The organism is Rhodococcus sp. AC861 (assembly GCF_979256035.1).
In genome coordinates, this window is sequence record NZ_CEEDMW010000007.1 from 226,682 (window position 1) to 253,618 (window position 26,937).

General features: G+C 66.7%; 26 protein-coding genes. 22 read left to right on the forward strand and 4 right to left on the reverse strand.

Annotation, left to right across the window (positions count from 1 at the left end; genetic code table 11):
- Positions 1-49: 49 nt before the first annotated feature.
- A complete protein-coding gene (locus AC0IX4_RS21340; RefSeq protein WP_056073078.1) occupies positions 50-742 on the reverse strand; it encodes a DUF305 domain-containing protein in 693 nt (230 codons plus the stop codon).
- Entirely contained in the window at positions 739-1,629 is an 891-nt protein-coding gene (locus AC0IX4_RS21345; protein WP_471830973.1) for a DUF3105 domain-containing protein, read from the reverse strand. Before AC0IX4_RS21345 ends, AC0IX4_RS21340 begins: the two co-directional genes overlap by 4 nt.
- A 156-nt stretch (positions 1,630-1,785) precedes the next feature.
- Here AC0IX4_RS21345 and argS point away from each other — a divergent pair, with 156 nt between their 5' ends.
- The 20 genes from argS (at position 1,786) to AC0IX4_RS21445 (ending at position 22,606) form a co-directional block, all read left to right on the forward strand.
- Positions 1,786-3,438: an arginine--tRNA ligase gene (gene argS / locus AC0IX4_RS21350; protein ID WP_471830975.1), complete on the forward strand. Its 1,653-nt coding sequence runs from the start codon at positions 1,786-1,788 to the stop codon at positions 3,436-3,438.
- Complete coding sequence (gene lysA, locus AC0IX4_RS21355; RefSeq protein ID WP_471830977.1) at positions 3,435-4,856, forward strand: diaminopimelate decarboxylase; 1,422 nt, start codon at positions 3,435-3,437, stop codon at positions 4,854-4,856. Before argS ends, lysA begins: the two co-directional genes overlap by 4 nt.
- Before the next feature lie 59 nt (positions 4,857-4,915).
- Entirely contained in the window at positions 4,916-6,223 is a 1,308-nt protein-coding gene (locus AC0IX4_RS21360) for a homoserine dehydrogenase (protein WP_082043178.1), read from the forward strand.
- A gap of 61 nt (positions 6,224-6,284) precedes the next feature.
- Entirely contained in the window at positions 6,285-7,217 is a 933-nt protein-coding gene (gene thrB / locus AC0IX4_RS21365) for a homoserine kinase (RefSeq protein WP_471830978.1), read from the forward strand.
- A gap of 291 nt (positions 7,218-7,508) precedes the next feature.
- Positions 7,509-9,728, forward strand: a complete 2,220-nt coding sequence (gene rho / locus AC0IX4_RS21370; RefSeq protein WP_471830979.1) for a transcription termination factor Rho — start codon at positions 7,509-7,511, stop codon at positions 9,726-9,728.
- A 160-nt stretch (positions 9,729-9,888) separates the two neighbouring features.
- On the forward strand, positions 9,889-10,122 hold the full coding sequence (rpmE, locus tag AC0IX4_RS21375; protein WP_042575512.1) for a 50S ribosomal protein L31: 234 nt from the start codon (positions 9,889-9,891) through the stop codon (positions 10,120-10,122).
- Between the two features lie 105 nt (positions 10,123-10,227).
- Positions 10,228-11,307 (forward strand): peptide chain release factor 1, encoded by a 1,080-nt coding sequence (gene prfA, locus AC0IX4_RS21380; RefSeq protein ID WP_042575511.1) that lies wholly within the window; start codon positions 10,228-10,230, stop codon positions 11,305-11,307.
- A gap of 22 nt (positions 11,308-11,329) precedes the next feature.
- Positions 11,330-12,211 (forward strand): peptide chain release factor N(5)-glutamine methyltransferase, encoded by an 882-nt coding sequence (gene prmC / locus AC0IX4_RS21385; RefSeq protein ID WP_471830982.1) that lies wholly within the window; start codon positions 11,330-11,332, stop codon positions 12,209-12,211.
- A 71-nt stretch (positions 12,212-12,282) separates the two neighbouring features.
- Entirely contained in the window at positions 12,283-12,945 is a 663-nt protein-coding gene (locus AC0IX4_RS21390) for an L-threonylcarbamoyladenylate synthase (protein ID WP_042575619.1), read from the forward strand.
- A 32-nt stretch (positions 12,946-12,977) separates the two neighbouring features.
- On the forward strand, positions 12,978-14,153 hold the full coding sequence (locus AC0IX4_RS21395) for a glycosyltransferase family 4 protein (RefSeq protein WP_042575618.1): 1,176 nt from the start codon (positions 12,978-12,980) through the stop codon (positions 14,151-14,153).
- Between the two features lie 10 nt (positions 14,154-14,163).
- Positions 14,164-14,616, forward strand: coding sequence for a hypothetical protein (locus AC0IX4_RS21400; protein WP_042575510.1), 453 nt, complete (start codon positions 14,164-14,166; stop codon positions 14,614-14,616).
- Between the two features lie 515 nt (positions 14,617-15,131).
- Positions 15,132-15,818 carry a F0F1 ATP synthase subunit A gene (atpB, locus tag AC0IX4_RS21405; protein WP_442970542.1) on the forward strand — a complete coding sequence of 229 codons (687 nt, stop codon included), beginning with the start codon at positions 15,132-15,134 and terminating at the stop codon, positions 15,816-15,818.
- Positions 15,819-15,889: 71 nt separating this feature from the next.
- Positions 15,890-16,132, forward strand: coding sequence for an ATP synthase F0 subunit C (locus AC0IX4_RS21410; RefSeq protein WP_042575509.1), 243 nt, complete (start codon positions 15,890-15,892; stop codon positions 16,130-16,132).
- 5 nt (positions 16,133-16,137) lie between these two features.
- Positions 16,138-16,701 (forward strand): F0F1 ATP synthase subunit B, encoded by a 564-nt coding sequence (locus AC0IX4_RS21415; RefSeq protein ID WP_042575508.1) that lies wholly within the window; start codon positions 16,138-16,140, stop codon positions 16,699-16,701.
- Entirely contained in the window at positions 16,698-17,528 is an 831-nt protein-coding gene (locus tag AC0IX4_RS21420) for a F0F1 ATP synthase subunit delta (RefSeq protein WP_197074790.1), read from the forward strand. The genes AC0IX4_RS21415 and AC0IX4_RS21420 overlap by 4 nt, the downstream gene beginning before the upstream one ends.
- Positions 17,529-17,640: 112 nt before the next feature.
- Entirely contained in the window at positions 17,641-19,284 is a 1,644-nt protein-coding gene (gene atpA, locus AC0IX4_RS21425) for a F0F1 ATP synthase subunit alpha (RefSeq protein WP_042575507.1), read from the forward strand.
- A 35-nt stretch (positions 19,285-19,319) separates the two neighbouring features.
- A complete protein-coding gene (locus AC0IX4_RS21430; protein WP_042575506.1) occupies positions 19,320-20,294 on the forward strand; it encodes a F0F1 ATP synthase subunit gamma in 975 nt (324 codons plus the stop codon).
- 2 nt (positions 20,295-20,296) lie between these two features.
- A complete protein-coding gene (atpD, locus tag AC0IX4_RS21435; RefSeq protein ID WP_042575505.1) occupies positions 20,297-21,748 on the forward strand; it encodes a F0F1 ATP synthase subunit beta in 1,452 nt (483 codons plus the stop codon).
- Between the two features lie 6 nt (positions 21,749-21,754).
- Positions 21,755-22,123, forward strand: coding sequence for a F0F1 ATP synthase subunit epsilon (locus tag AC0IX4_RS21440; RefSeq protein WP_471830984.1), 369 nt, complete (start codon positions 21,755-21,757; stop codon positions 22,121-22,123).
- Positions 22,124-22,168: 45 nt separating this feature from the next.
- Positions 22,169-22,606 carry a DUF2550 domain-containing protein gene (locus AC0IX4_RS21445; RefSeq protein ID WP_235579553.1) on the forward strand — a complete coding sequence of 146 codons (438 nt, stop codon included), beginning with the start codon at positions 22,169-22,171 and terminating at the stop codon, positions 22,604-22,606.
- A gap of 9 nt (positions 22,607-22,615) precedes the next feature.
- Here AC0IX4_RS21445 and AC0IX4_RS21450 read toward each other — a convergent pair whose 3' ends face one another.
- The gene (locus AC0IX4_RS21450; protein ID WP_042575502.1) at positions 22,616-23,200 is read right to left on the reverse strand and encodes a cob(I)yrinic acid a,c-diamide adenosyltransferase; all 585 of its coding nucleotides are present in this window, start codon (positions 23,198-23,200) and stop codon (positions 22,616-22,618) included.
- Positions 23,201-23,265: 65 nt separating this feature from the next.
- On the opposite strand from AC0IX4_RS21450, the gene murA reads away from it, so the two are divergent.
- Positions 23,266-24,519 (forward strand): UDP-N-acetylglucosamine 1-carboxyvinyltransferase, encoded by a 1,254-nt coding sequence (murA, locus tag AC0IX4_RS21455; RefSeq protein ID WP_042575501.1) that lies wholly within the window; start codon positions 23,266-23,268, stop codon positions 24,517-24,519.
- Positions 24,520-24,544: 25 nt separating this feature from the next.
- On the opposite strand, the gene pdxR is transcribed toward murA, so the two are convergent.
- Positions 24,545-25,960 (reverse strand): MocR-like pyridoxine biosynthesis transcription factor PdxR, encoded by a 1,416-nt coding sequence (gene pdxR, locus AC0IX4_RS21460; RefSeq protein ID WP_471830986.1) that lies wholly within the window; start codon positions 25,958-25,960, stop codon positions 24,545-24,547.
- Positions 25,961-26,052: 92 nt separating this feature from the next.
- On the opposite strand from pdxR, the gene AC0IX4_RS21465 reads away from it, so the two are divergent.
- The gene (locus AC0IX4_RS21465) at positions 26,053-26,754 is read left to right on the forward strand and encodes a pyridoxamine 5'-phosphate oxidase family protein (RefSeq protein ID WP_471830987.1); all 702 of its coding nucleotides are present in this window, start codon (positions 26,053-26,055) and stop codon (positions 26,752-26,754) included.
- The last annotated feature ends 183 nt before the right edge of the window (positions 26,755-26,937 follow it).

The following is a 26,937-nucleotide window of genomic DNA, read 5'->3' on the forward strand; positions in this document are numbered from 1 at the left end:
GAATTCCGGCGTGCCGTTCGGGCGGACCCAAGAGTAGCGCATGCTCGAGTCAGAGCGGCGCAGCGCCCTTCTCCGTGAGCATCTGCGTCATCAACTGCGCCTCGGACGTCTGGGTGTTCACCATCGTCCGAGCCAGGTTCCGCACGGCGGGTGTCTCGGCATGGACCTCGCCGTACTGCATCATCGTCAGCCCGCCCTGGTGATGACGAAGCATCAACTGCAGGAACAGGACGTCGAGCGCAGGTCCCGACGCGGCGCGGAGGTCCGTCATGTCCTGAGTGGAGGCCATTCCCGGCATCGTCTGCACCGGCCCGGTCATCGACGATCCGCCCATGCCGGACATCGAGTGCCCGCCGTCGTCCGTCATCCAGCCCATGTAGCCACCGGTCGGAAGCGGAGCGGCGTCCCAGAGCGCCAGCCATCCCTGCATCTGCCCGGCCTGGTTCTGCTGCGTGGTCAGGATATCGTACGCCAGGTTCTTCACCAGGGGGTCGGATGCCCCGCTGAGCGCGAGGGTGGCCATCTCGATGGCCTGGTTGTGGTGCACGGTCATGTCCTGCGAGAAGCCGACGTCGACGGAGTCCGCACCCGGGTTCGGCGCGGCGTCGTCACGAAGGGGTGTCTGCGCGAGGAAGCCGATGGCGAATCCCACCACCAGGAGCGCGACCGCCCCGAGTACCAGGAGGGCGGAGCGCTGGCTCCGCTGCCCGGGTGGTGCGTCCTGCGTCGCCGTCGTGGTCACGGTGTGGGGACCGTCCCGCTGGGCAGCTGCACGTCACTGGGCAGCTGCAGGCCGCTGGGCAGCTGATCCGTGCCGGTGATCTCGGACGTGTCGGGCGCGATGCCCTCACCGCTCATCGGGACTGCGTCCGCGCCGGGAGCCGACGGGTCGAAGGGCGGCGGGTTGTCGGGATCGAACGTCTCGGGCGTCGTCGAGCAGCTTGCGCCGACCTCGGGGTACGCGTACCGGTTCAGGCGCAGGGCTGCGATGAACTGGTCGATGCGCGGGTCGTCGACACTGTCGAGCTTCAGCTGGTGGCCCCACGACTGCAGGGAGATGGGGGAGTCGAGGCCGGGGTACGCGGACATCAGCATGTACTGCTGGTTCTCGACCTTCGCCGACAGCGTCGCGATCTGATCCTCGCTGAGCTCGTCCGGGTTGTAGGCGATCCACACGGCGCCGTGCTCGAGCGAGTGCACGGCGTTCTCGGTGCGCAGCCCGTCCGGGTACACGGTGCCCATGCAATTGGCCCAGACCTGGTCGTGCGGTCCACCGAAGGGCGGTGACTGGTCGTACGCGACGCGCTGCGCACCCGTGACGTGCAGAGCAGCGGGGTAGTCCTGCTTGACGACGCCGTCGATGCCGGTCGAGGGATCCTGGTTCTGCTCCGTCGGCGCGAACTTCTGCGCCTCGGCGCGGTCCTGGTACTTGGGCACCAGGTTCCAGGCCAGGGCGCCGATCAGCGCGACGACCACGACGGTCGCCGCGATCGTGAGCCACGGAATCTGACGACGCTTGCCCGACCCCACACTGGAGGGAACGCCACCCTTGTTCCGGGTGCCGGTCTTGCTGGCAGCCTTGATGGCCTTGGCTGACTTCCCAGATTTCTTGTCGGAACCGCTTGGCATGGTCGGAGCGCTCTTTCGATCGAGGAATGAGTGGCCACGTACTCGAGGCAGCACCACTGTACGGAGCGAGTCTGAGCGTGTGCTGATGCGCACCGCGGACGACCAGTGGTGACCGCGGTCGGGCCGCGGTGTGGCGAGACCATAGGATAAGGCCCCGTGACTCCCGCCGATCTCGCCGAACTGCTGCGTGCTACCGCGGCGACCGTGCTCACCGAGCACGGACTCGATCCTGCCGTGCTGCCCGAGACCGTCACGCTCGACCGTCCGCGCAACCCGGAACACGGTGACTACGCCAGCAACGTGGCGATGCAGGTGGCCAAGAAAGCCGGTGTGAGCCCCCGCGATCTGGCCGGCTGGCTCGCCGAGGCCCTCGCTGCTGCCGACGCGGTCGACGAGGTCGACGTCGCGGGCCCCGGCTTCCTCAACATCCGACTCGCGAAGTCCGCGCAGGGCGCCATCGTCGAGCGCGTCCAGCGCGAAGGTGTGCACTACGGCTGGTCCGACGAGCTCACGGGCACCTCGATCAACCTCGAGTTCGTCTCGGCCAACCCCACCGGTCCCGTGCACCTGGGCGGTACCCGGTGGGCGGCCGTCGGCGATGCGCTCGGCCGCATCCTCACCTCGCGCGGCGCAGCCGTCACGCGGGAGTACTACTTCAACGATCACGGCGCGCAGATCGACCGGTTCGCACGCTCTCTCGTCGCCTCCGCGTCGGGACAGCCCGCGCCGGAGGACGGGTACGCGGGGGAGTACATCGCCGAGATCGCTGCAACCGTCCTCGCGCAGCGTCCGGACGTCATGGATCTGCCCGACGACGAGCGGCAGGAAGCGTTCCGCGCCATCGGTGTCGACGCGATGTTCACCAAGATCAAGTCGGATCTGCACGACTTCGGTACCGATTTCGACGTGTACTTCCACGAGAACTCGCTCTTCGAGTCCGGTGCCGTCGACCGCGCCGTGGAGACGCTCGAGAGTTCCGGCAATCTGTACGAGAAGGACGGAGCCTGGTGGCTCCGCAGTACCGAGTACGGGGACGACAAGGACCGCGTCGTCGTCAAGAGCGACGGGAACGCGGCGTACATCGCCGGTGACATCGCGTACTTCCAGGACAAGCGTTCGCGCGGGTTCGACCTCTGCATCTACATGCTCGGCGCCGACCACCACGGCTACATCGGTCGACTGAAGGCCGCCGCTGCCGCCTTCGGCGACGACCCGGCCACGGTCGAGGTTCTCATCGGTCAGATGGTCAACCTCGTGCGCGACGGTGTCGCCGTCAAGATGAGCAAGCGCGCCGGCACGGTGATCACGCTCGACGATCTCATCGACGCCATCGGTATCGACGCCGCGCGGTACGTCATGGTCCGCTCGTCGGTGGATTCGTCCATCGACATCGACCTCGCCCTGTGGGCGAGCAGGAGCAACGACAACCCGGTCTACTACGTGCAGTACGCGCACGCCCGGTTGTGTTCTCTCGCACGCGGCGCCGAGGAACTCGGTGTCTCCGCCGAGAACCCGGACTTCTCGCTGCTGACCCATGCCGCCGAAGGTGATCTCATCCGCACCATCGGCGAGTTCCCCCGCGTCGTCGCCAGCGCCGCAGCTCTGCGGGAACCGCACCGCATCGCGCGGTACGCCGAGGAACTGGCGGGCGCGTACCACCGCTTCTACGGCGCATGCCGTGTCCTGCCCCGAGGAGACGAGGAACCGATGCCCGTCCACACCGCCCGCCTCGCCGTCGGCGACGCCACCCGCCAGGTCCTGGCCAACGGCCTCGCGATGCTCGGCGTCAGCGCACCGGAGAAGATGTGAGCGCGCATCCCGCCGGCCCGCGTCACGCGGAGCCGGCCACCGGATCCGGAACTCCCGAACGTCCCGCGAACGCAGCCGGTATGACCGACCTGCATCCGAAGGTGTTCCCTCGCAATGCTGTTCGTGGTGACGACGGTGTGGTGACGCTCGCGGGAGTGTCGGTGACGGAGCTGGCCGAGACGTACGGCACCCCGTTGTTCGTCATCGACGAGGACGACTTCCGGTCGCGGTGCCGCGAGATGGCCGAGGCCTTCGGTGCGCCCGAGCGCGTGCACTACGCGTCGAAAGCGTTCCTGTGCGGGGAGATCGCCCGGTGGGTCGCCGACGAGGGTCTCTCGCTCGACGTGTGTTCCGGTGGTGAGCTCGCGATCGCTCTGAACGCAGGTTTCCCGGCCGATCGAATTGCCATGCACGGCAACAACAAGTCCCGTGCCGAGCTCGACGCCGGAGTTCGCGCCGGGGTTGAGCACGTGGTGCTCGACTCCATGATCGAGATCGACCGGCTCGACGAGATCGCGGGCGCCGCAGGCACCGTGCAGGACGTGTTGATCCGCATCACCGTCGGCGTCGAGGCGCACACGCACGAGTTCATCGCCACCGCTCACGAGGACCAGAAGTTCGGCTTCTCGCTCTCCGACGGCAGTGCACTGCGCGCCGTGGCACGGGTGTTCGAGACGGACAATCTGCGACTGGTCGGACTGCACTCGCACATCGGTTCCCAGATCTTCGAGGTCGACGGTTTCGAGCTGGCGGCGCATCGCGTGATCGGTCTCCTCCGAGACATCAAGGCGGAGTTCGGACCTGAGAAGACGTCGCAGATCACGGTGGTCGACCTCGGTGGCGGCATGGGAATCCACTACGTGCCGGGGGACAATCCGCCGCCGGTGGATCAGCTCGCCGCGAAGCTCACCCACATCGTCGAGACCGAATCCGCTGCTGCCGGTATCGCCACTCCGACACTGGCTGTCGAGCCCGGCCGCGCCATCGCCGGCCCCGGAACGGTCACGCTGTACGAGGTCGGCACCGTCAAGGACGTCACGGTCGACTCGAACCGCACCCGTCGCTACATCAGCGTCGACGGCGGTATGAGCGACAACATCCGTACCTCGCTGTACCAGGCCGAGTACGTCGGACTGCTTGCCTCGCGTACGTCCGAAGCCTCCCCAGTTCTGGCTCGAATCGTCGGAAAGCACTGCGAGAGCGGCGATATCGTCATCCGCGACACGTGGCAGCCCGAGGACCTCGGTCCCGGCGACCTGTTCGCTGTCGGTGCCACCGGCGCGTACTGCTACTCGATGTCCTCGCGGTACAACCTCTTGCCTCGTCCGGCCGTCGTCGCCGTGCGGGATGGCGAAGCACGCCTCGTGCTCCGCCGCGAAACGTTCGACGACCTGCTCAGCTTGGAGGTAGACCGGTGACCGCACCAGAAGCGACACAGTCCACGGATTCGACACAGGCCACGGGGGCCGCGGCGTTCGTGAGCCCCGTCGACAAGCCCATCGGCGTCGCCGTACTCGGCATGGGAAACGTCGGCAGCGAGGTCGTGCGGATTCTGCTCGAGCACGCCACCGACCTCACCGCCCGCGTCGGTGCCCCGCTGATTCTCCGCGGCGTGGCGGTCCGTGACCTCGACAAGGATCGCGGCATCGATCCCGAGCTGTTGACGACGGACGTCGACGCACTGGTCGCCCGCGACGACGTCGACCTGGTCGTCGAGGTGCTCGGCGGCATCGAACCGGCACGCGAACTCATCCTCGCCGCGCTCAACGCGGGGAAGTCCGTCGTCACGGCGAACAAGGCGCTACTCGCCGAGTACACCGGTGAGCTCGCCGATGCGGCGGAGAAGCACCGCGCCGATCTGTACTTCGAAGCTGCTGTGGCCGGGGCCATTCCGGTGGTGCGCCCGCTGATGCAGTCGCTGGCGGGGGACCGCGTGAACCGCGTCGTCGGCATCGTCAACGGCACGACGAACTTCATCCTGTCGGCGATGGACGAGACGGGTGCGGACTACGCCGACACCCTCGCCGAAGCCGGCCGCCTGGGCTACGCCGAGGCCGATCCCACCGCCGACGTCGAGGGCTACGACGCCGCGGCCAAGGCAGCGATCCTGGCCTCGCTGGCGTTCCACACCCGCGTCACGTCGGCCGACGTGTACCGCGAGGGCATCTCCTCGATCACCGCATCCGACATCGCGACGGCTCGTGCCTTCGACTGCACCGTGAAGCTGCTCGCCCTGTGCGAGAGAGTGACCGACGACGAGGGCAACGACCGCATCTCCGTCCGCGTCTACCCGTCCCTGGTGCCGCTGTCGCATCCGCTCGCCTCGGTGTCCGGCGCGTTCAACGCCGTGGTGGTCGAGGCCGAAGCTGCCGGGCGACTGATGTTCTACGGTCAGGGCGCAGGCGGAGCACCGACGGCGTCGGCCGTGATGGGCGACCTGGTGATGGCGGCGCGCAACAAGTTCTACGGCGGCCGCGGACCCGGAGAATCCACCTACGCGAAGCTGCCCGTCGCACCGATGGGGGACACGCCCACTCGGTACCACGTGAACATGCAGGTAGCCGATCGGGCGGGCGTTCTCTCCGCCGTCGCAGCAGAGTTCGCGAAGAACGACGTCAGTATCTCCACGGTGCGTCAGGAGGGCGCGAGCGAGCACGCACGTCTCGTCGTCGTGACACACCGCGCGAAGGAATCGGCGCTGGCCGCGACGGTCGCCGCCTTGACCGAGCTCGAGATCGTGACGTCCGTGACCAGTGTCCTGCGCCTGGAGGGCACGTCCGAATGACCCGGCGAATCGGCGGACGCGCCGCGCTCCCCGAGCCGGCGTAGTGAACGGGCCGCACACCGTGACGAGGACGTTGGCCACCGGAACGGTCGCCCATGCCCGGGTACCCGCGTCGAGTGCGAATCTCGGCCCGGGTTTCGACACTCTGGGGCTGGCGCTGGGTCTGCACGACGACGTCACGGTCACCGTCGCAGAATCCGGGCTGGACATCGAGGTCGACGGTGAGGGCGCGCGCGAGGTTCCCTGGGGTCCGTCCCACCTGGTCGTGCGGGCCATCGAGCGCGGTCTCGAGTCCGCAGGAGTGTGGGCCGACGGCTTGAAAGTACGCTGCCACAACCGGATTCCGCATTCACGGGGCCTCGGCTCGTCCGCCTCGGCCGTCGTCGGAGGGCTGGCCGCGGTCAACTGCCTCGCAGCGTCCGTCGATCCCTCGCTGGCACTGTCCCCGGCTCAGATGGTGCAACTCGCGTCGGAGTTCGAGGGGCACCCCGACAACGCGTCGGCCAGTGTCCTCGGCGGGGCCGTCGTGTCGTGGAGTCACGAATCCGGTCCGCCGGAAGGCCCCCGCTCGTATTCGGCCGAACGGCTGTCCGTGCACCCCGACATCGGTGCGACCGTGTTCATCCCGACCGAACGGTCGTCCACCGCACAGACTCGTGGGTTGCTGCCGGACCTGGTGCCGCACCGCGATGCCGCCTTCAATGCCAGTAGGTCCGCGCTCGCGGTGATCGCGTTGACGTCCCGGCCGGATCTGCTGATGCTCTCGACGGAGGATCGACTCCATCAGCCCTACCGCGCCTCGGCACTGCCGCTGACGACGCGATGGATGGAGACACTGCGCGCACAGGGCCACGCCGCCACGGTGTCCGGAGCCGGCCCGACGGTCCTGGTGCTCGGAACGTCGTCGATCGGCCGGGACCTCGTCTCCCGCGCGGAGGACGACGGCATGACCGTGATGGAACTCGACATCGCCGACGGGGTCGCGACGCGCTGACACGCGGATTCTTGCCCGTACCCGTGATCACGGCTATTGTGGTTCGCGTCCGTACATCGTGCGCAGTCAGCGCCGATTTCTCCAGGGCATTTCTTTCCGGCCTCCTGCTCCGACGGCGCCGCACTCCTCTCGGATCGGTGTCACGGTCACCAGTGATGTCACATCCTGGATCAGCCTTCGCTCTTCTGTGCGACGCGAACGTACGCGGCATCCGAGTTCGACATGCGAGTCGAACTGCGGGACGAACCCTCGATCTGCGCACCTGGCGCGCGAGGGAAGGAAAGGACCTCCGTGACCGATACGGATTTGACTACTGCGCCTGCACCGCAATCCGAGACCCGTTCGCGCACGTCCGCGCGTCGCGGCGCCGGACTGTCCGGGATGGTGTTGACCGAACTCAGGGGCCTCGCCTCCGAACTCGGGATCAAGGGAGTCTCCGGTATGCGCAAGGGCGACCTGGTCGCCGCAATCCAGTCGAAGCAGGTCCCTGCCTCGGCTGCCGCCACCGAGGCGCCGTCGCGCGCGCCGCGGGTGAGCCGATCTGCCGCCCCCGAACGAACCGACTCCGGCACACCTGCCGTCGAGTCCGCCCCGCCCGCCGAGAAGGCGCCCGTCGAGTCGACACCGACCTCGTCGCCCGAGTCGACGGATTCGCGCCAGGGCACCGACGACTCCGAGGGGCCGCGCCGCACGCGTAGCCGCCGAGGAGCGACCCGCCGCGCGGGTGCCGCCGAGTCGACGTCCGACACGTCCGAGAACGGTGCCTCGGCACCCGCCGCCTCCGACGCGCCGGCTACCGCTCCCGTCGCCGACGCGCCGTCGGAGACGGACAACCGGAACGACCGCCAGCAGGCCGATCGTGACCAGGGTGATCGCAACCAGGGTGATCGCAACCAGGGTGATCGCAACCAGGCCGACAACGGCCAGAACGACGGTGCCCAGGGTGACCGTCAGAACGGTGAGCGTCCCCGTCGCGAGCGTCAGGGTCGTAACCAGAACAACCAGGGTGACCGCAACCAGAACAACCAGGGCGATCGCAACCAGAACGACCGCAATCAGGGCGACCGGAACCAGGGCAACGATCGCAACGACCGGAACCAGGGCAACGATCGCAACGACCGGAACCAGGGTGATCGCAACCAGGGCAACGATCGCAACGACCGCGATCGCAACCAGGGTGACCGCAACCAGGGTCCGCGCGACAACGGACCTCGTGACGACAATCGGGGAGACGAGGACGGCGAGGGCCGCGGCCGCAGAGGTCGTCGCTTCCGTGAGCGTCGCCGTGGACGCGATCGTGACGGTGCCCCCGACGGCGGCGGCAACCAGCGCGACCGCGAGCGCGAGCCCGAACTTCGTGACGACGACGTGTTGCAGCCCGTCGCCGGAATTCTCGACGTCCTGGACAACTACGCCTTCGTCCGGACCTCGGGATACCTCGCGGGACCGAACGACGTGTACGTGTCGATGAACATGGTGCGTCGCAACGGTTTGCGTCGCGGTGACGCGCTGACCGGTGCGGTGCGGGTCGCTCGCGAGGGTGAGCAGAACGGTGCGCGTCAGAAGTTCAATCCGCTGGTGCGGCTGGACACGGTCAACGGTGCGGCGCCGGACGGCACGCGTAAGCGCGCCGAGTTCAACAAGCTGACACCGCTCTACCCGAACCAGCGACTGCGCCTCGAGACGGAACAGAACATCCTGACCACGCGCATCATCGACCTGGTCATGCCCATCGGCAAGGGCCAGCGCGCGTTGATCGTGAGCCCGCCCAAGGCCGGTAAGACCAGCGTGTTGCAGAGCATCGCCAACGCGATCGCGATCAACAACCCGGAGTGCTACCTGATGGTCATCCTCGTGGACGAGCGTCCCGAGGAAGTCACGGACATGCAGCGCAGCGTCAAGGGCGAAGTCATCGCCTCGACGTTCGACCGCCCGCCGGGCGATCACACCTCGGTGGCGGAGCTCGCCATCGAGCGGGCGAAGCGACTGGTCGAGGACGGCCGCGATGTCGTCGTGCTGCTGGACTCGATCACCCGTCTGGGTCGCGCATACAACAACAGCTCGCCGGCATCGGGCCGCATCCTGTCCGGTGGTGTCGACTCGACCGCGCTCTACCCGCCGAAGCGTTTCCTGGGTGCAGCCCGCAACATCGAGCACGGCGGATCGCTCACGATCATCGCGACCGCCATGGTCGAGACCGGCTCCACCGGCGACACGGTCATCTTCGAGGAGTTCAAGGGCACCGGTAACGCGGAGCTCAAGCTCGATCGCAAGATCGCCGAGCGTCGCGTGTTCCCGGCCGTCGACATCAACCCGTCGAGCACACGTCACGACGAGTTGCTGCTGGCGCCCGACGAGGCCGCCGTGGTGCACAAGCTGCGTCGCGTGCTGTCGGGTCTGGATTCGCACCAGGCGATCGACCTTCTGGTCGACCGGCTCAAGAAGAGCAAGAACAATCTCGAATTCCTGATGGAAGTCTCGAAGACCGCTCCCGGTTCGTCGAACGACTGACGGACAGCACTCGACGTCGGTGAGGAATACGCAGCCTCCTCACCGACGTTGAGACGATTACCAGGGCAGAGAGTGGCTCTGGCATACTGAACGGCCGAGTCCGGTTCCGGTTCACGCACTCGACAGTCGAGGCGACCCGGCGACCATGAAAGGGACACCCATGAAGGCAGGAATCCACCCCGAGTACACGGCGACAACCGTCGTCTGTGGCTGCGGACATACTTTCGAGACGCACAGCACCAACTCGGCGGATCGCATCAACGTCGAGGTCTGCTCGCAGTGCCACCCGTTCTACACGGGCAAGCAGAAGATCCTCGACACGGGCGGCCGCGTTGCACGCTTCGAGGCTCGCTACGGCAAGCGCGCCGGCAAGAAGGCTGACGCAGACAGCTAGCTCTCACGCCGACGCCCGTTCCGAGATTCTTCTCGGAGCGGGCGTCGGTCGTTTCCGCACCATTTCTTGCACAGTCTTCATTCAGGGTTCGACAGGGAGAACACCGTGGCCGCCTCCGCGACACCGTCCGCGATCGACGACATCCTGGCGGAGCACGCCGGACTCGAGCGCGACCTGTCCGACCCCTCCCTGCACGACGACCCCGCTGCCGCCCGCCGCGCCGGTAAGCGGTTCGCGCAACTCGCCCCGATCATGAGCGTGCACGCCAAACTCGCCGCCGCCAGGGACGATCTCGAGGCCGCGCGTGAGTTGGCCGCCGACGACGCGAGTTTCGCCGCCGAGATCCCCGCCCTCGAGGCGACCGTGCTGCAGCTGGACACTGCGCTCACCGATCTGTTGGCTCCCCGCGACCCCCATGACGCCGACGACGTCGTGCTCGAGGTCAAGTCCGGGGAGGGCGGCGAAGAGTCCGCGCTGTTCGCCGCGGACCTCGCGCGCATGTACGTGCGCTACGCCGAGCGACACGGGTGGCGCGTGGAGATCCTCGACGCGAACATCTCCGATCTGGGCGGCTACAAGGAAGCGACGTTGTCGATCAAGGCCCGCACCGACACCGCCGACGGGGTGTGGTCGCGATTCAAGTTCGAGGGCGGTGTCCACCGCGTGCAGCGCGTTCCCGTCACCGAGTCGCAGGGCCGCGTGCATACGTCTGCGGCGGGTGTCCTGATCTACCCCGAGCAGGACGAGGTCGAGGCCGTCCAGATCGACGAGACGGATCTGCGCATCGACGTCTACCGGTCCTCGGGCAAGGGTGGCCAGGGCGTCAACACGACGGACTCGGCCGTCCGCATCACCCATCTGCCGACGGGCATCGTCGTCACCTGCCAGAACGAGCGTTCGCAGCTGCAGAACAAGGCACGCGCGATGCAGGTGCTCGCGTCACGGCTGCAGGCCGCTGCAGAGGAAGCGGCGGACAAGGAAGCCGCGGCCGGGCGTGCGAGTCAGGTCCGTACGGTGGACCGTTCCGAGCGCATCCGGACCTACAACTTCCCCGAGAACCGCATCACGGACCATCGCATCGGGTTCAAGTCGCACAACCTCGACGCGGTACTGGACGGCGATATGGACGCTCTGCTGGACGCGCTCGCGGCCGCGGACAGGCAGGCGCGTCTCCAGGCCGAGTGACCCGGGTGCGATGCTGACGGACGTGAGTCGCGTTCCGTTACGTCTGGCCATTCTCGAGGCAACCCGTGTGCTGACCGAGGCAGGTGTCCCCAGTCCACGAGTGGACGCGGAACTTCTCGCGTCCCATCTCCTGTCGGTTCCTCGCGGTCGACTCGGTCTGACGCCGTTGGTCGAGCCGGAGATCGCGGAGGCCTATCGCGCCACCGTCGCGCAACGGGCGAAGCGAATCCCGTTGCAGCACATCATCGGTACCTCTCCGCTCGGTGAGATCGACGTCGAGGTCGGTCCCGGCGTGTTCGTGCCGCGGCCGGAGACGGAGCTGCTTCTCGCATGGGCGCTGGCCTTCCTCGAGTCCGCCGGACGGCACCCGCCGGTCGTGATGGATCTGTGCACGGGGAGCGGGGCGTTGGCGCTGGCGATCGCGCATGCCCGCCCCGACGCCGTCGTCCACGCCGTCGAGAAGGATCCGCACGCCTTGGCATGGGCCCGGCGCAATGCCGATCTCCGTGCCTCCGACGGGGACACACCGATCACGTTGCACCACGGCGACGTGACGGACCGGACCCTGCTGACGGAACTCGACGGCACCGTCGATCTGATCGTCGCCAATCCGCCCTACATACCGGACGGGGCGACCCTGGATCCGGAGGTCGTCGACCACGATCCCCACATCGCCCTGTTCGGAGGAGCCGACGGCCTCTCGGTCATCGAGCCGATGATCGCGAACATCGCCCGATGGCTCTCGATCGACGGGGGAGTGGGCATCGAGCACGACGACTCGCACGGCGATCGGGTCGTCGATCTCATGGAGCGCCGCGCGGTCTTCGGCGACGTCTCGCAGCACCGTGATCTGGCGGATCGTCCTCGCTTCGTCGTCGCTCGTCGACGTCGCCGGGCAACCTGACCGACCGGAACGTTTCGACACCGCTCACCGGCCCGCCGTGGTCGGAGAGGCTCAGTGGCAAGATGGGCCGGGTGTCCACCGTCTACGACTGCTCCGATTCCGCCTCTCGCGCGGCAGGTCTCGATGCCGCGCACCGCGCGTTGTCGTCCGGCCGACTGGTCGTGATGCCGACCGACACCGTCTACGGCCTCGCTGCGGACGCTTTCGACAGCAGTGCTGTCACCGACCTGCTCCGGGCGAAGGGACGAGGTCGGGACATGCCCGTTCCGGTTCTGGTCGGGTCGTGGCACACCATCGACGGGCTGGTCCTGGGCGTGCGGCAGGCCGCGCGCGACCTCATCCGCGCGTTCTGGCCCGGGGCATTGAGCCTCGTCGTGCATCAGGCGCCGTCGCTGGCATGGGACCTCGGTGACGCCCGCGGAACCGTCATGTTGCGCATGCCCCTGCATCCGGTCGCGCTGGAGTTGCTGCGCACCGTCGGCCCCCTCGCAGTGTCGAGCGCGAACATCTCCGGTCGACCCCCCGCGGTCACGGCAGCGGACGCTCAGGCGCAGTTGGGCGGATCGGCAGCGGTCTACCTCGACGGTGGCCCCGCCGAACACGCTCTCGCGTCGACCATCGTCGACCTCACCGGGGACACTCCTCGCATCCTCCGGGTCGGCGCCGTGTCGACCTCCGAGATCGCCGAGGTTCTCGGCGTTCCCGCGGAGTCGCTCGTCGCCGGAAGCGCCTGACGCATGACGGCGTCGACCGCGGTCCGTCCGTGCTGACGGCGGCGCCCGCGCACACGAGTGCGCTGCTGGCGCAGTCGGACGGCGGTGCCGGCGTTCCCATCCGTGAGCTGCTGCTGGTGATGCTGACGGCGGCCGTCGTCACGTTCCTTGTCACCGGCGCGGTCCGCATCGTCGCGCTGAAGTTCGGTGCCGTCGCCATCCCACGCGAACGCGATGTCCACGTGACGCCGACGCCGCGGCTCGGTGGAATCGGCATCTACCTCGGTCTGCTGGTCGCGCTGCTCTTCGCGCAGAAGCTGCCGGCGCTGACGCGTGGTTTCGAGTTCACCACCGACGTGCAGGCGGCACTGGTCTCCGGCGCGATCATCGTCGCCGTCGGCATCGTCGACGATCGGTGGGGACTGGACGCGCTGACCAAGTTCGCCGGCCAGGTCACCGCAGCGGGTGTGCTGGTGTTGATGGGTGTCAGTTGGTACCTGCTCTACCTGCCATGGGGCGAGGGGTCGACGCTGATCCTCGACCAACTCCAGGCAGGTCTGGTCACGGTGCTCATCGCCGTGGTGATGATCAACGCGATGAACTTCATCGACGGCCTCGACGGCCTTGCCGCGGGTGTCGGTCTGATCGCCGCCGTGGCCATCTGCATCTTCTCCGTCGGTCTTCTGCACGAGCAGGGCGGCGACGTGAGCGCGTACCCACCGGCCATGATCGCCGCCGCACTGGCCGGTGCCTGCCTGGGATTTCTGCCACACAACTTCCAGCCGGCACGGATCTTCATGGGCGATTCGGGTTCCATGGTCATCGGACTCATGCTGGCCACCGTCGCGACCAGCGCGTCGGGCCGGATCAGTCTCAGCGCGTACGGAACGCGCGATCTTCTCGGTCTGCTGACGCCGTTGCTCCTGGTCGGCGCCATCACGTTCATCCCGATCCTCGACCTCCTCCTGGCCATCGTCCGACGCACACGCGCAGGTCGCAGCCCCTTCAGCCCGGACAAGATGCACCTGCACCACCGTCTGCTGCAGATCGGCCACTCGCACCGTCGAGTCGTCCTGCTCATCTACTTGTGGGTCGGGGTGCTGGCCTTCGGAGCGGTCGGCGCGTCGTTGATCGACCGGCGCATCGTGGTTCTCCTGCTGGCCGGAGGGCTGGTCTTCGCCTTGGTCGTCACGGCCGTGCCGTCCATCCGCGACCCGCGGCGCCGGTAGCCTTCACGCCGTGACTTTCTCGCCCTCGCCGATTCCGTCCTCGACCGCACCGTTGCGCGCCGCCGTCCGCTACGGGGTGATCGCGTTGATCGCGCTCGCCGTCGTCGCGTCGGTCGTCGCCGTCCTGGCTGCAGGCCTGGAGGGTCTGTGGGGCGCGCTACTCGGTTCCGCCGTGGGCGGTCTGTTCATCCTGGCGACCGCGGTGTCGGTACTGCTGTCGGCGAAATTGCAGCCCACCGCTGTGGGCGCGGTGCTTCTCGGCGGTTGGATCGTCAAGATGCTGATCGCCGTCATCGTGCTCGGACTGCTCCGGGGAATGGACTTCTACAACCGGCCGACGCTGGGCATCGTGGTGCTCGCGGCCCTGGTGATCGTGCTCGGCGCGGAGATGTACGGCATCTTCCGTCAGCGTGTTCCGTACGTCGATTCGCCCGCGGGAGACCCCGACTCGGACGTCGAGTAGTACGACCTTTTGTAGTAGAGTCTCCGTCGGAACCACCCCCGACGCAGCGCACGGCATTGTGTTGATAAAGTTCCACTTCGAGCAAGGGCTTACCGGGCGTAACGGACACAATTGTTGCGTGCGGGACGGTTCTTGCAGGTGATCGACGTCACCGGAGCCGTTTCCTGTTGTGCAGCCCATGTGAGAGTGTGGACACGACGATGGAGCGCCCGGACGGCGTTACGTCACCGAGTCGACGAAGTCGCCGACACCCGACAGACGCGGGGCCATCATGGCCCTTCGCGGCTGACGACTACTCGAGCCGACCCGAGTCGACTTGCTAGTTCGTCCGAGCCCGATCGTGCCCGACCGCCATATGTCCGATCGAACCGTGGGTGTCCTTCGCCTGCGGCCGAACACGGGAGAGACCGCTGAGCGTCACCAACCTGGCCGCGGAGTTCCATCCGCCGTCATTGACCGACTTTTTCCCACCGGCCGTCCTGTTCGAGGGCACCCCGTTCGAACTCGATCGGTTGATGTTGGTCCGCATCCTGATGACGGTCGTGCTTCTCGCCTTCTTCAGCCTCGCGATGCGCAGCCCGAAGATCGTGCCTCGCGGCATCCAGAACGTCGGTGAGATGGCCCTGGGCTTCGTCAAGGATCAGATCGCCGACGAGGTGCTGGGCAAGGAACAGGGCAAGCGATTCCTGCCCGTCATCGCGACCATCTTCTTCGCGGTGCTCTTCCTCAACTTCTCGGGCGTCATTCCCTTCATCAACATCTCCTCGAACGCACGAGTGGGTATGCCCATCGTGCTCGCGGCGCTGGCGTACGTGGTCTTCAACTACGTCGGCATCAAGAAGTACGGCTTCTTCAAGTACGTGAAGAGCAGCATCGTGGTCCCCAACGTCCCGATCGCGCTCCACCTGCTGCTGATTCCGATCGAGTTCATCTCGACCTTCATTCTTCGCCCGTTCACCTTGACGGTGCGACTCATGGCCAACATGCTCGCCGGCCACATCATGCTGGTGCTGTTCTTCAGCGCGACGCAGTTCTTCTTCTTCGAAGCGGCGACCGGCATGAAGGTCTTCGGACTGTTCTCGTTGGTCGCAGGGTTCGGCTTCACGCTGTTCGAGCTGCTGGTCATCTTCCTGCAGGCCTACGTCTTCGCACTGCTGACCGCGGTCTACATCGACCTCGCTCTGCACGCCGACTCTCACTGACCCACCTACCACTCGACAGAACCTGACCCGCTGCCGTCCGGTCGTGGGCAACAGAAAGGGAACGAAACACAATGAGCCTCAGCTACCTCGCGCAGGAAGCACAGGAAATCACCGGCGGAGGCTACGGAGCCATCGGTTACGGCCTCGCAGCGATCGGCCCCGGCATCGGCGTGGGCATCGTGGTCGGTAAGGCCATCGAGGGCATCGCCCGTCAGCCCGAGCTCAGCGGCCAGATCCGTACCAACATGTTCCTCGGTATCGCGTTCACCGAGGCCCTCGCGCTGATCGGCCTCGTCGCCGGCTTCATTTTCTGATCGCCATGTCGACATTCGCAGTCCTCGCAGCGACAGAGGGGGAAGAGGACATCAATCCTCTGATCCCCGAGATCTACGACATCGTCTGGTCTGCGGTCTGCATCGCCGTCATCGGGTTCTTCTTCTGGAAGTACGTGCTCCCACGTTTCCAGACGGTGCTCTCGGAGCGGTCGGAGAAGATCGAAGGCGGGATCAAGCGCGCAGAAGAGGCGCAGGCAGAAGCCAAGGAGGCGCTCGAGCAGTACCGCGCCCAGCTGGCCGATGCACGCCAGGAAGCCGCGAAGATCCGTGAAGACGCACGCACGCAGGGCCAGCAGATCCTCGCGGAAATGAAGACCAGTGCACAGGCCGAGAGCGACCGCATCGTGGCTTCCGGCCACCAGCAGCTCGCGGCTCAGCGTCAGCAGATCGTCACCGAACTGCGCTCCGACCTCGGCCGTACGGCTGTCGAACTGGCCGAGAAGGTCATCGGCGAGCAGCTGTCCGACGACGTCAAGCGCGCCGGGACGATCGATCGGTTCCTCGACGAACTCGATTCTGTCGGCGCAGATTCCGCAAGCGGGAAGTGAGCACCATGTACGCAGCGAGTCGTGAAGCTCTCGCCGAGGCCCGGACGGTCCTCGCGTCCGAGCTCGATTCGGCCTCGGATCCGACGTCCGCCGCGGCGGGCGCCGGCTCCGATCTGTTCGGTGTCGTGACAGTGCTCGACGGACAGCGTCCGTTGCGCGCAGCGCTGGCCGACGCGTCGGCGGCACCCGACGCACGACGTGCGCTGGCGGGGAAGTTGTTCGACGGCAAGATCGGCTCGGCCGCTACCGCTGCCCTCCAGGCAGCAGTCGCTCAGAACTGGTCGTCGGCACGTGACCTCACCGACTCGCTCGTACTCCTGGGCCGTGAATCCCTCCTGCGTGCCGCGCAGGATCAGGACCAGGTGGGCACCGTGGAGGACGAGCTGTTCCGGCTCGGCCGCATCATCGCCGGCGATCCTGCTCTCGAGCAGGCGCTGTCGGATCGCTCCAAGCCGGCCGAGGCGTCGGGCTCACTCCTGTCGACGTTGCTCTACGGCAAGGTCACCGCGATCACCGAGGCGCTCGCCGTCCAGGCGGTCGGCCGGTTGCGCGGTGTGGCACCGGCGACGGTGTTCGGCGAACTGTCCGCGCTCGCGGCTACCCGCCGTGACAAAGAGGTCGCTCACGTCCGCAGCAGCACCGAGTTGAGCGCCGACCAGGTCGCCCGGCTCACGTCCACGCTGGAAGGTATCTACGGCAAGTCCGTGACCGTCCACGTCGAGGTCGATCCGGAACTCCTGAGCGGATTGGTCGTCCGTGTCGGCGACGAAGTCATCGACGGCAGCGGTGCGGGCCGTCTCGCATCCTTGAGAAAATCGCTCAGGTGATCAGAGAACACCGCACCACCTAGTTCGGTACGCACGTCCCACCCACGTTCCGCGACGCGGCCGCTCATCCGGCCCGGACACGGAACAACCAGAACAGTGAGAGCAGGAAAACATGGCGGAGTTGACGATCTCCTCCGACGAGATCCGTAGCGCAATCGAGAGCTACACGGCGAACTACGCACCGGAGTCCTCTCGTGAAGAGGTCGGTCTGGTGTCCGACACGAGCGATGGCATCGCTCACGTCACGGGTCTTCCGTCGGCTATGTCGAACGAGCTGCTGGAGTTCCCCGGCGGCATTCTCGGCGTGGCCCTGAACCTGGACGATCGCGAGATCGGCGCCGTCATCCTCGGTGATTACCAGGACATCGAAGAAGGCCAGGAAGTCAAGCGCACGGGCGAGGTCCTCTCGGTCCCCGTCGGTGACAACTTCCTCGGTCGCGTCATCGATCCGCTGGGCAAGCCCATCGACGGCCTCGGTGACATCGAGTCCAACGAGCAGCGTGTCCTCGAGCTCCAGGCAGCATCGGTCCTCGAGCGTCAGCCCGTCGAGGAGCCCCTCGCCACCGGCATCACCGCCATCGACGCCCTCACCGCGATCGGTCGTGGCCAGCGTCAGCTGATCATCGGCGACCGCAAGACGGGCAAGACCGCCGTCTGCGTCGACGCCATCATCAACCAGAAGGCCAACTGGGAGTCCGGCGACGCCGACAAGCAGGTGCGCTGCATCTACGTCGCCATCGGCCAGAAGGGTTCCACCATCGCGGGCGTCAAGTCCGCCCTGGACGAGCACGGCGCCATGGAGTACACGACCATCGTCGCGGCTCCCGCATCCGACTCCGCCGGCTTCAAGTGGCTCGCCCCGTACACCGGTTCGGCCCTCGGCCAGCACTGGATGTACCAGGGCAAGCACGTTCTGATCGTGTTCGACGATCTGACGAAGCAGGCCGAGGCCTACCGCACCATCTCCCTGCTGCTGCGTCGCCCGCCGGGCCGCGAGGCATACCCGGGTGACGTGTTCTACCTGCACTCCCGCCTGCTGGAGCGTTGCGCGAAGCTGTCCGACGAGCTCGGTGGCGGTTCGATGACCGGTCTGCCGCTCATCGAGACCAAGGCCAACGACATCTCGGCCTTCATCCCGACCAACGTCATCTCCATCACCGACGGCCAGGTCTTCCTCGAGTCGGACCTGTTCAACAAGGGTGTCCGTCCCGCGATCAACGTCGGCACCTCGGTGTCCCGCGTCGGTGGCGCGGCGCAGACCAAGGGTCTGAAGAAGGTCGCCGGTTCGCTGCGTCTGGAAATGGCTCAGTTCCGTGAGCTGGAGGCGTTCTCCGCCTTCGCATCCGACCTCGACGCTGCGTCCAAGGCTCAGCTCGAGCGCGGTGCGCGCTGGGTCGAGCTGCTCAAGCAGGACCAGTACAGCCCCGTCTCCGTCGAGGACCAGATCGTCTCGATCTACCTCGTCGACGCCGGCTACTACGACACCGTCCCCGTCGAGGACGTTCGCCGCTTCAACCGCGAGCTCCTCGAGGATCTGCACCGCAACGCCTCGAGCGCCTTCGACGCCATCTCCGGCGGCAAGGTGCTCAAGGACGAGGCTGCCGACGCCGTGACCAAGGCGACGGACGAGTTCAAGCAGGGCTTCCTCACCTCGTCGGGCGAGCGCATCGTCAACGAGGCCGAGGCCGAGGCATTGGACAAGGGCGAGGTCGACCAGGAGAAGGTCACCGTCAACCGCAAGACTGTCAGCAAGTGATGCGGGTTACCTTCGAGCAGGGAGTGAGGTGACAGATGCCCAGCATTCGTGAGTTGCGCTCCCGGATCAGATCGACGAACTCGATCAAGAAGATCACCAAGGCGCAGGAACTGATCGCCACGTCGCGCATCACCAAGGCGCAGGCACGTGTCGCGGCGTCCAAGCCGTACGCCACCGAGATCACGAAGGTGCTCTCCGCCCTGGCCAGTGCGTCGGGTTCGCTCGACCATCCGCTGCTCACCGAGCGGTCGGAGCCGAAGCGTGCCGCGGTACTCGTCGTCACCAGTGACTCGGGTCAGTGCGGTGGATACAACTCGAACATCCTGCGCGAGGCGGAGGAGCTCCAGCAGCTGCTCAAGTCCGAGGGCAAGGAACCGGTCATCTACGTCCTGGGCCGTAAGGGCTTGACGTATTACACATTCCGCGACCGCGACGTCAAGGGTGCGTGGACCGGGTTCTCGCAGCAGCCGACCTACGGCGATGCCGCCAAGGCCGCGAAGCACCTCGTGCAGTTGTTCATGGCCGGCTCGGGCGACGAGATCGAGGCTCCCAACGGTGAAGGCACCGTCGAGGGCGTCGACGAGTTGCACATCGTCTACACCACGTTCGTGTCGATGCTGTCGCTCAAGCCCACCGTCCGACGGATGGCTCCGTTGGAGATCGACTTCAACGACGAGGAGATCGAACTGGGTGCAGACATGCTCAGCGACTCCAAGTCCTCCACCGAGGTCACGGCGCAGTACGACTTCGAGCCGGAGGCGGACACTCTCCTGTCCGCGTTGCTGCCGAAGTACATCAGCACCCGCATCTACGCCGCACTGCTCGACGCGGCTGCATCCGAATCGGCTGCCCGTCGTACGGCGATGAAGGCCGCGACGGACAATGCCAACGATCTGGTCAATGCCCTGTCACGCCAGGCCAACCAGGCACGCCAGGCTCAGATCACCCAGGAAATCAGCGAGATCGTCGGCGGCGTCGACGCGCTTGCCGCGAGCTCAGGAAGAGACTGAACATGACCGCAGCAGTAACCGATAGCACGGGTTCCGGCGCCAAGTCGTCCGAGAACGGGCGCGTCGTGCGCGTCATCGGTCCCGTCGTCGACATCGAATTCCCGCGCGGGTCCATCCCCGCACTGTTCAATGCGTTGCACGCCGAGATCGAGCTGAAGGCCGTCGCCAAGACGCTGACGCTCGAGGTCGCGCAGCACCTCGGCGACAACCTGGTGCGCACCGTGTCGATGCAGCCCACCGACGGACTGGTGCGCGGTACCCCCGTGCGCGACTCCGGCAAGCCGATCTCCGTTCCTGTCGGAGACGTCGTCAAGGGCCACGTGTTCAACGCCCTCGGTGACTGCCTCGACAGCCCCGGCCTCGGCCGCGACGGCGAGCAGTGGGGCATCCACCGCAAGCCCCCAGCCTTCGACCAGCTCGAGGGCAAGACCGAGATCCTCGAGACCGGCATCAAGGTCATCGACCTCCTCACCCCGTACGTCAAGGGCGGAAAGATCGGTCTGTTCGGCGGCGCAGGCGTCGGCAAGACCGTGCTCATCCAGGAGATGATCACCCGTATCGCTCGTGAGTTCTCCGGCACGTCGGTGTTCGCCGGCGTCGGTGAGCGCACCCGTGAGGGCACCGACCTCCACCTCGAGATGGAGGAGATGGGCGTTCTGCAGGACACCGCCCTGGTGTTCGGTCAGATGGACGAGCCGCCCGGCACGCGTATGCGCGTCGCGCTCTCGGCCCTCACCATGGCCGAGTACTTCCGCGATGTGCAGAACCAGGACGTGTTGCTCTTCATCGACAACATCTTCCGGTTCACGCAGGCCGGCTCCGAGGTCTCGACGCTTCTCGGTCGTATGCCGTCCGCCGTGGGCTACCAGCCCACACTCGCCGACGAGATGGGTGAGCTCCAGGAGCGCATCACCTCGACGCGTGGTCGTTCCATCACGTCTCTGCAGGCCATCTACGTGCCCGCCGACGACTACACCGACCCCGCTCCGGCGACGACCTTCGCCCACCTCGATGCCACCACCGAGCTGTCGCGTCCGATTTCGCAGAAGGGTATCTACCCGGCTGTCGATCCGCTGACGTCCACCTCGCGCATCCTGGAGGCGTCGATCGTCGGTGACGAGCACTTCCGCGTCGCCAACGAGGTCAAGCGCATCCTGCAGAAGTACAAGGAACTGCAGGACATCATCGCCATCCTCGGTATGGACGAGCTCTCCGAAGAGGACAAGGTCACGGTGTCCCGTGCCCGTCGTCTGGAGAAGTTCCTCGGCCAGAACTTCATCGTCGCCGAGAAGTTCACCGGTGAAGAGGGTTCCGTCGTCTCGCTCTCGGACACCATCGAGGCATTCGACAAGGTCACCAAGGGCGAATACGACCACCTTCCCGAGCAGGCCTTCAACAGCTGCGGTGGACTCGACGACGTCGAGGCCGCAGCCAAGAAGATCTCCGGAAAGTAGTCGGCAATGGCTGAGATGGATGTCGAACTGGTGGCCGTCGAAGAGCGGTTGTGGTCGGGAACGGCCACGCTGGTCAGCGCGCAGACCACCGAGGGCGAGATCGGCATCATGGCCGGTCACGAGCCGGTTCTCGGTCAGCTGATCGAGGGCGGCACCGTCGCCATCACCACGACCGACGGTGAGCGTCGTGTGGCGGCTGTGCACGGTGGATTCCTGTCGGTGACGGGTAAGACCGTCACGATCCTCGCGGAGTCGGCGGAGTTCGCCGAGGACATCGATGTCGAGGCAGCACGGTCATTGTTGTCCGAGGGTTCCGACGACGAGGAGGCGCTCGCGATCGCTCGCGGACGTGTCCGCGCGGTCGAGCGGGCCTAGGTTCCACAGACAGCCGCGGCGGGTTCCGAAGAGATGGCGTCCTGGATGACAGTGCTTGTCGTTCTGGTCGTGCTGCTCGGAGGGCTCGCCGCGGCTTTTCTGTACCGTCTCGTCATTCTGCGGCGAGGTGGTACCGCTGTGATTCTGCGGTCGATTCCGGCGTCCGAGGGCAGCGGGTGGCGGCACGGCATCGTCCGATACGGGGACGACGTGCTGCTGTTCTACAAATTGTCGAGTCTGCGACCGGGACCCGATCGCCGGATGCCCCGCCAGACCTTGGTGTTGGGCGATCGTCGTCGTCCGGAGCGATCCGAGCTCGACATCATGAGCGACGAGATCGCCGTCGTATCTCTCGAAGCCGGCGAGCGGCGTTACGAGATCGCGTTCGAACGCGGCGCGTTCACGGCATTCACGTCCTGGCTGGAATCGCGGCCGTCCGGCCGTTCGCAGCGCCAGTTCCCCGGAGGCACCGGCACGTCCTGATCGGTCGCGTCACTCTTCGGTCGGTCTGTTGGCCCCGGGCTTCCACAACACGTCCCCATCGGGATTCGTGATGCGCCCGAGGATGAACAGCAGATCGGACAACCTGTTCAGATACGTGGCGGGCAGGGTTCCCGTGGTGTCCGGGTGTGCGTCGACAGCCGCCCATGCCGCTCGCTCCGCCCGACGAGTGATGGTGCGTGCGTTGTGCATCAGTGCCGACGCGGCAGTACCGCCGGGAAGAACGAACGACGTCAGCGGTGTGAGCCGTCCGTTGAAGTCGTCGCACCACTCCTCGAGCCGCGTCACGTACTCGGCGGTGATCCGCAGCGGGGGATACTGCGGATTCTCCTGAATCGGGGTCGACAGGTCGGCGCCGGCGTCGAAGAGATCGTTCTGGATCGACCGCAGCACGTCCGCGACCTCGACGGGCGGCGATCCCAGGGAGAGAACCATGCCGATGGCCGCGTTGGCCTCGTCGCATTCCGCATAGGCGATGACCCGCGGGTCGTTCTTCGACACTCGGGAGAAGTCGCTGAGACCCGTGGTCCCGTCATCGCCCGTCCGGGTATAGATCGACGTCAGGTGAACAGCCATCAGGCAACCGTACCGGCAGTCGGCCGATGCACTCGTCGACCGGCCGTGCCTCTAGTCTTGTCCCCGTGAGTGAACGTTTCCTGGTGACCGGCGGCAGTCGTCTTTCCGGCGATGTGTCCGTCGGCGGGGCTAAGAACAGCGTGCTCAAGCTGATGGCCGCGGCGTTGCTGGCCGAGGGAACGACGACACTCACCAACTGCCCGGACATCCTGGACGTTCCGTTGATGGCGGAGGTGTTGCGGGGTCTCGGGTGCGATGTCGAGATCGACGGGGACACTGTGCGGATCACCACTCCGGCGGAGCCCAAGTACCACGCGGATTTCGCCGCGGTCCGTCAGTTCCGCGCGTCCGTCTGCGTGCTCGGGCCGCTGGTTGCACGCTGTCGGAAGGCGGTCGTCGCACTGCCCGGTGGTGACGCCATCGGTTCGCGTCCCCTGGACATGCACCAGTCGGGACTTCGCCTGCTCGGTGCGCACAGCGAGATCGAGCACGGATGTGTCGTCGCGACAGCCGAGAAATTGCACGGCGCGACGATCCGGCTGGCATTTCCGTCGGTGGGGGCTACCGAGAACATCCTGATGGCTGCTGTGCTCGCCGACGGGGAGACGGTGATCGACAACGCCGCGCGGGAGCCGGACATCGCCGACCTGTGCGCGATGCTGAACAAGATGGGTGCTCGCGTCGAGGGTGCGGGCAGTCCCACGCTCACCATCATCGGCGTCCCGAGTCTGAAGCCCACGGAACATCGTGTCATAGGCGACCGTATCGTTGCCGCGACCTGGGGAATCGCGGCGGCGATGACCTGTGGCGACGTGACCGTCACGGGAGTCAACCCCAAGCACCTGTCGTTGGTCCTGCAGAAGTTGAAGTCGGCGGGATCCACCGTCACGTTGCTGCCGGACGGGTTCCGGGTGGTCCAGGACGAACGTCCCGTCGCCGTCAACTTCGCAACTCTGCCGTTCCCGGGCTTTCCCACCGACCTTCAACCGATGGCTATCGGGCTTGCCGCGGTGGCGAACGGTACGTCGATGATCACCGAGAACGTCTTCGAGGCACGCTTCCGCTTCGTCGAGGAGATGATCCGGCTGGGTGCCGACGCTCGGACCGACGGGCATCATGCCGTGGTGCGGGGAGTGCCGCGCCTGTCCAGTGCCCCGGTCTGGTCGTCCGACATCCGCGCCGGAGCGGGACTGGTCCTGGCCGGTCTCGTGGCCGACGGCACGACCGAGGTGCACGACGTCTACCACATCGATCGGGGCTATCCCCGATTCGTCGAGCAGCTCCAGAGCCTCGGCGGAGATATCGAACGAGTGCAGTGACGCGTCGTCCGGTCGACGGCCTGTGTCAGTCGCGGTGCCGGCGTAGTTCGTCGGAGAGAACGGCGAGTGCCCGGCGTAGCTCTACCTCGTCGACTCGGCCGTAACCGATCACCAACCCGCCCACGCCCGCGTTCGTTCGAGCGGACGGCGCAACAGTCGGGATGTCCACACCCTGCCGCGCGGCGCCGCGTGCAACGGCCTCGGCGCGGTCGGGGGTCAGGATCAGGGTGGTGTGCATACCGGCCCCCAATCCTCGCAACTCACCGAACTCGGACAGCGAATCACGCACTGCCGCATCGCGTTCGCGATATCGGCGCCGCGCCGCGCGTACTGTCCGGTCCCATTCGCCGTCGTCGAGAAGCGACGTCATAGCGGTGCAGAGCGGTGTCGACGGGAAGTCCCCGACAGCGACGCGATGGTCCAGAACCGGTCGGACCAGAGCCGCCGGCACGACCATCCATCCCAGGCGTACGCCGGCACCGAGGGTCTTCGCGATGGTGCCGAGGTAGACGACGCGATCGGGATCCAGGTGGGCCAGGGCGGGTAGTGGGGCGACGTCGTATCGGTATTCGGAGTCGTAGTCGTCCTCCACGACCACGGTGTCTTGTCGGCGGGCGAAGTCGATGAGAGCGGCGCGTCGTCCTACGTCGAGCGTCCCTCCCGTGGGGTATTGGTGAGAGGGGGTGACGTAGACGGCTCGTGTGTCGCGGGGCGCCGAGGCGAGTGCGGCGACTGTCATGCCCCCGGCGTCGACGGGAACGTCGTGCAGGGTCCATCCCATTGCGATCGCTGCCGATGCCGCCGTTCGATATCCCGGATCCTCCATCGCCAGAACGGGTTCCAAGCCGTTGCCCGCAGAGACGTCGGCGCGGACCGCGGCCAATGCCAGCGTCAGTCCATGAGTTGCGCCGGTCGTGATCACCACCCGATCGGGTTCGACGGTCAAGCCCCGCGCTCGTGCGAGCAGAGAACTGACGCTGCGCCGCAGTGCCAGGGGGCCGGCGGGATCCGGATACGCGTGCGGACTGGTGTCCGCCCCGGCAGTCCGCCACGCTCGGCGCCAGGCCGCGGTCGCCGAGGGGGGCGTCCAGGGGATACCGGGCCGCAGCGCAATGGACGGAATCTGCGGCGTGCCGGTGTCGGGCGAGGGCGTGGTCGTGACAGTCCTCGGCGCTGTCGGCGCCGGTATATCGGAACCGACGAACGTCCCGGAGCCCGCACGTCCTTCGGTCCAGCCCTCCGCGGCCAACTGGTCGAAGGCCTGATCGACGACGCCGCGGGAAACCCCCAGGTCGGATGCAAGTGCGCGGGTAGAGGGGAGTCGGGAGCCGGGAGCAAGGACGCCGCCCGACATGGCGTCCCGCAGGGCGTCGGCGATCTGCAGGGGGAGTGGCCGCGCCGAGGATCGGTCGATGCTGAGGGGTAGTGCCTGCGGCGCCATGGGCCTCCTGCTCTCGTCCGTGAAGTGGCTCAGAGAAATAGTACGTAAGTGGACCGTGACGGGGGACCACATCGTCGAACAGACTGATGCTCATGACCGAGAACGCGACTCTGCCCGACACCATCGACACCGAACCCCTCTCGCCGACGGCGCGAACGACGCTGCGACGCAACAGGGTTCGGGCGCAGCTCGATCGGTCCGAGCTCGTCGACGTTCTGACGGCAGCGCGGCTGTGCCATCTCGGGGTGATCGTGGACGGCGCCCCACTGGTGGTCCCCACCGCATTCGCCTACGACCTCGACGGCCCCGATCGAGAAGGGACTCTCTATCTGCACGGGTCGGTGGCGGCCACGACCCTGGATGTGGTGGGGGAGGTATGCGTGACGGTGACCGTGCTCGACGGCCTCGTCCTCGCCCGGTCCGCGTTCCACCACTCGATGAACTACCGAAGTGCTGTCGTGCGGGGAACGCCGAGGGTGGTCGAGGACGAGGAGGAGCGCGCCGTCGCACTGGACCTGATCGTGAACAAGCTGGTCCCCGGTCGCACGGAGGTGGTCCGGGCGAACACGCGCAAGGAGTTGGCGGCGACCCGTGTGGTGGCAGTGCCGCTGTACGAGGCGTCGGTCAAGGCGCGGACAGGTGGTCCCGTCGACGACGACGTCGACGTGGTGGCAGGGGGAGTGTGGGCAGGCGTCCTCCCCATCTCGGAACACCTGGGTGCGCCCGTACCGGCGGCCGACCTGGACTTAGCGGGGGCCGACGCCGAGCGCGCTGTGAGCGGCGTCATAGTTTGATTCCTGCGGCACTGCTGGTCGACCTGGTGGAGCTCGGGTGCTGCCACCTGCAGAAACGCAGTCCCGGGCTCAGCCGACCTGCCGATTTGCATGACGTCGACTGCTGGCGTAACTTTCTTCGAGTCAGAGCGACACGGACACCGACCGAAGGCCTTCAGGGGCTGGGCGAACGAGGTGGGACGG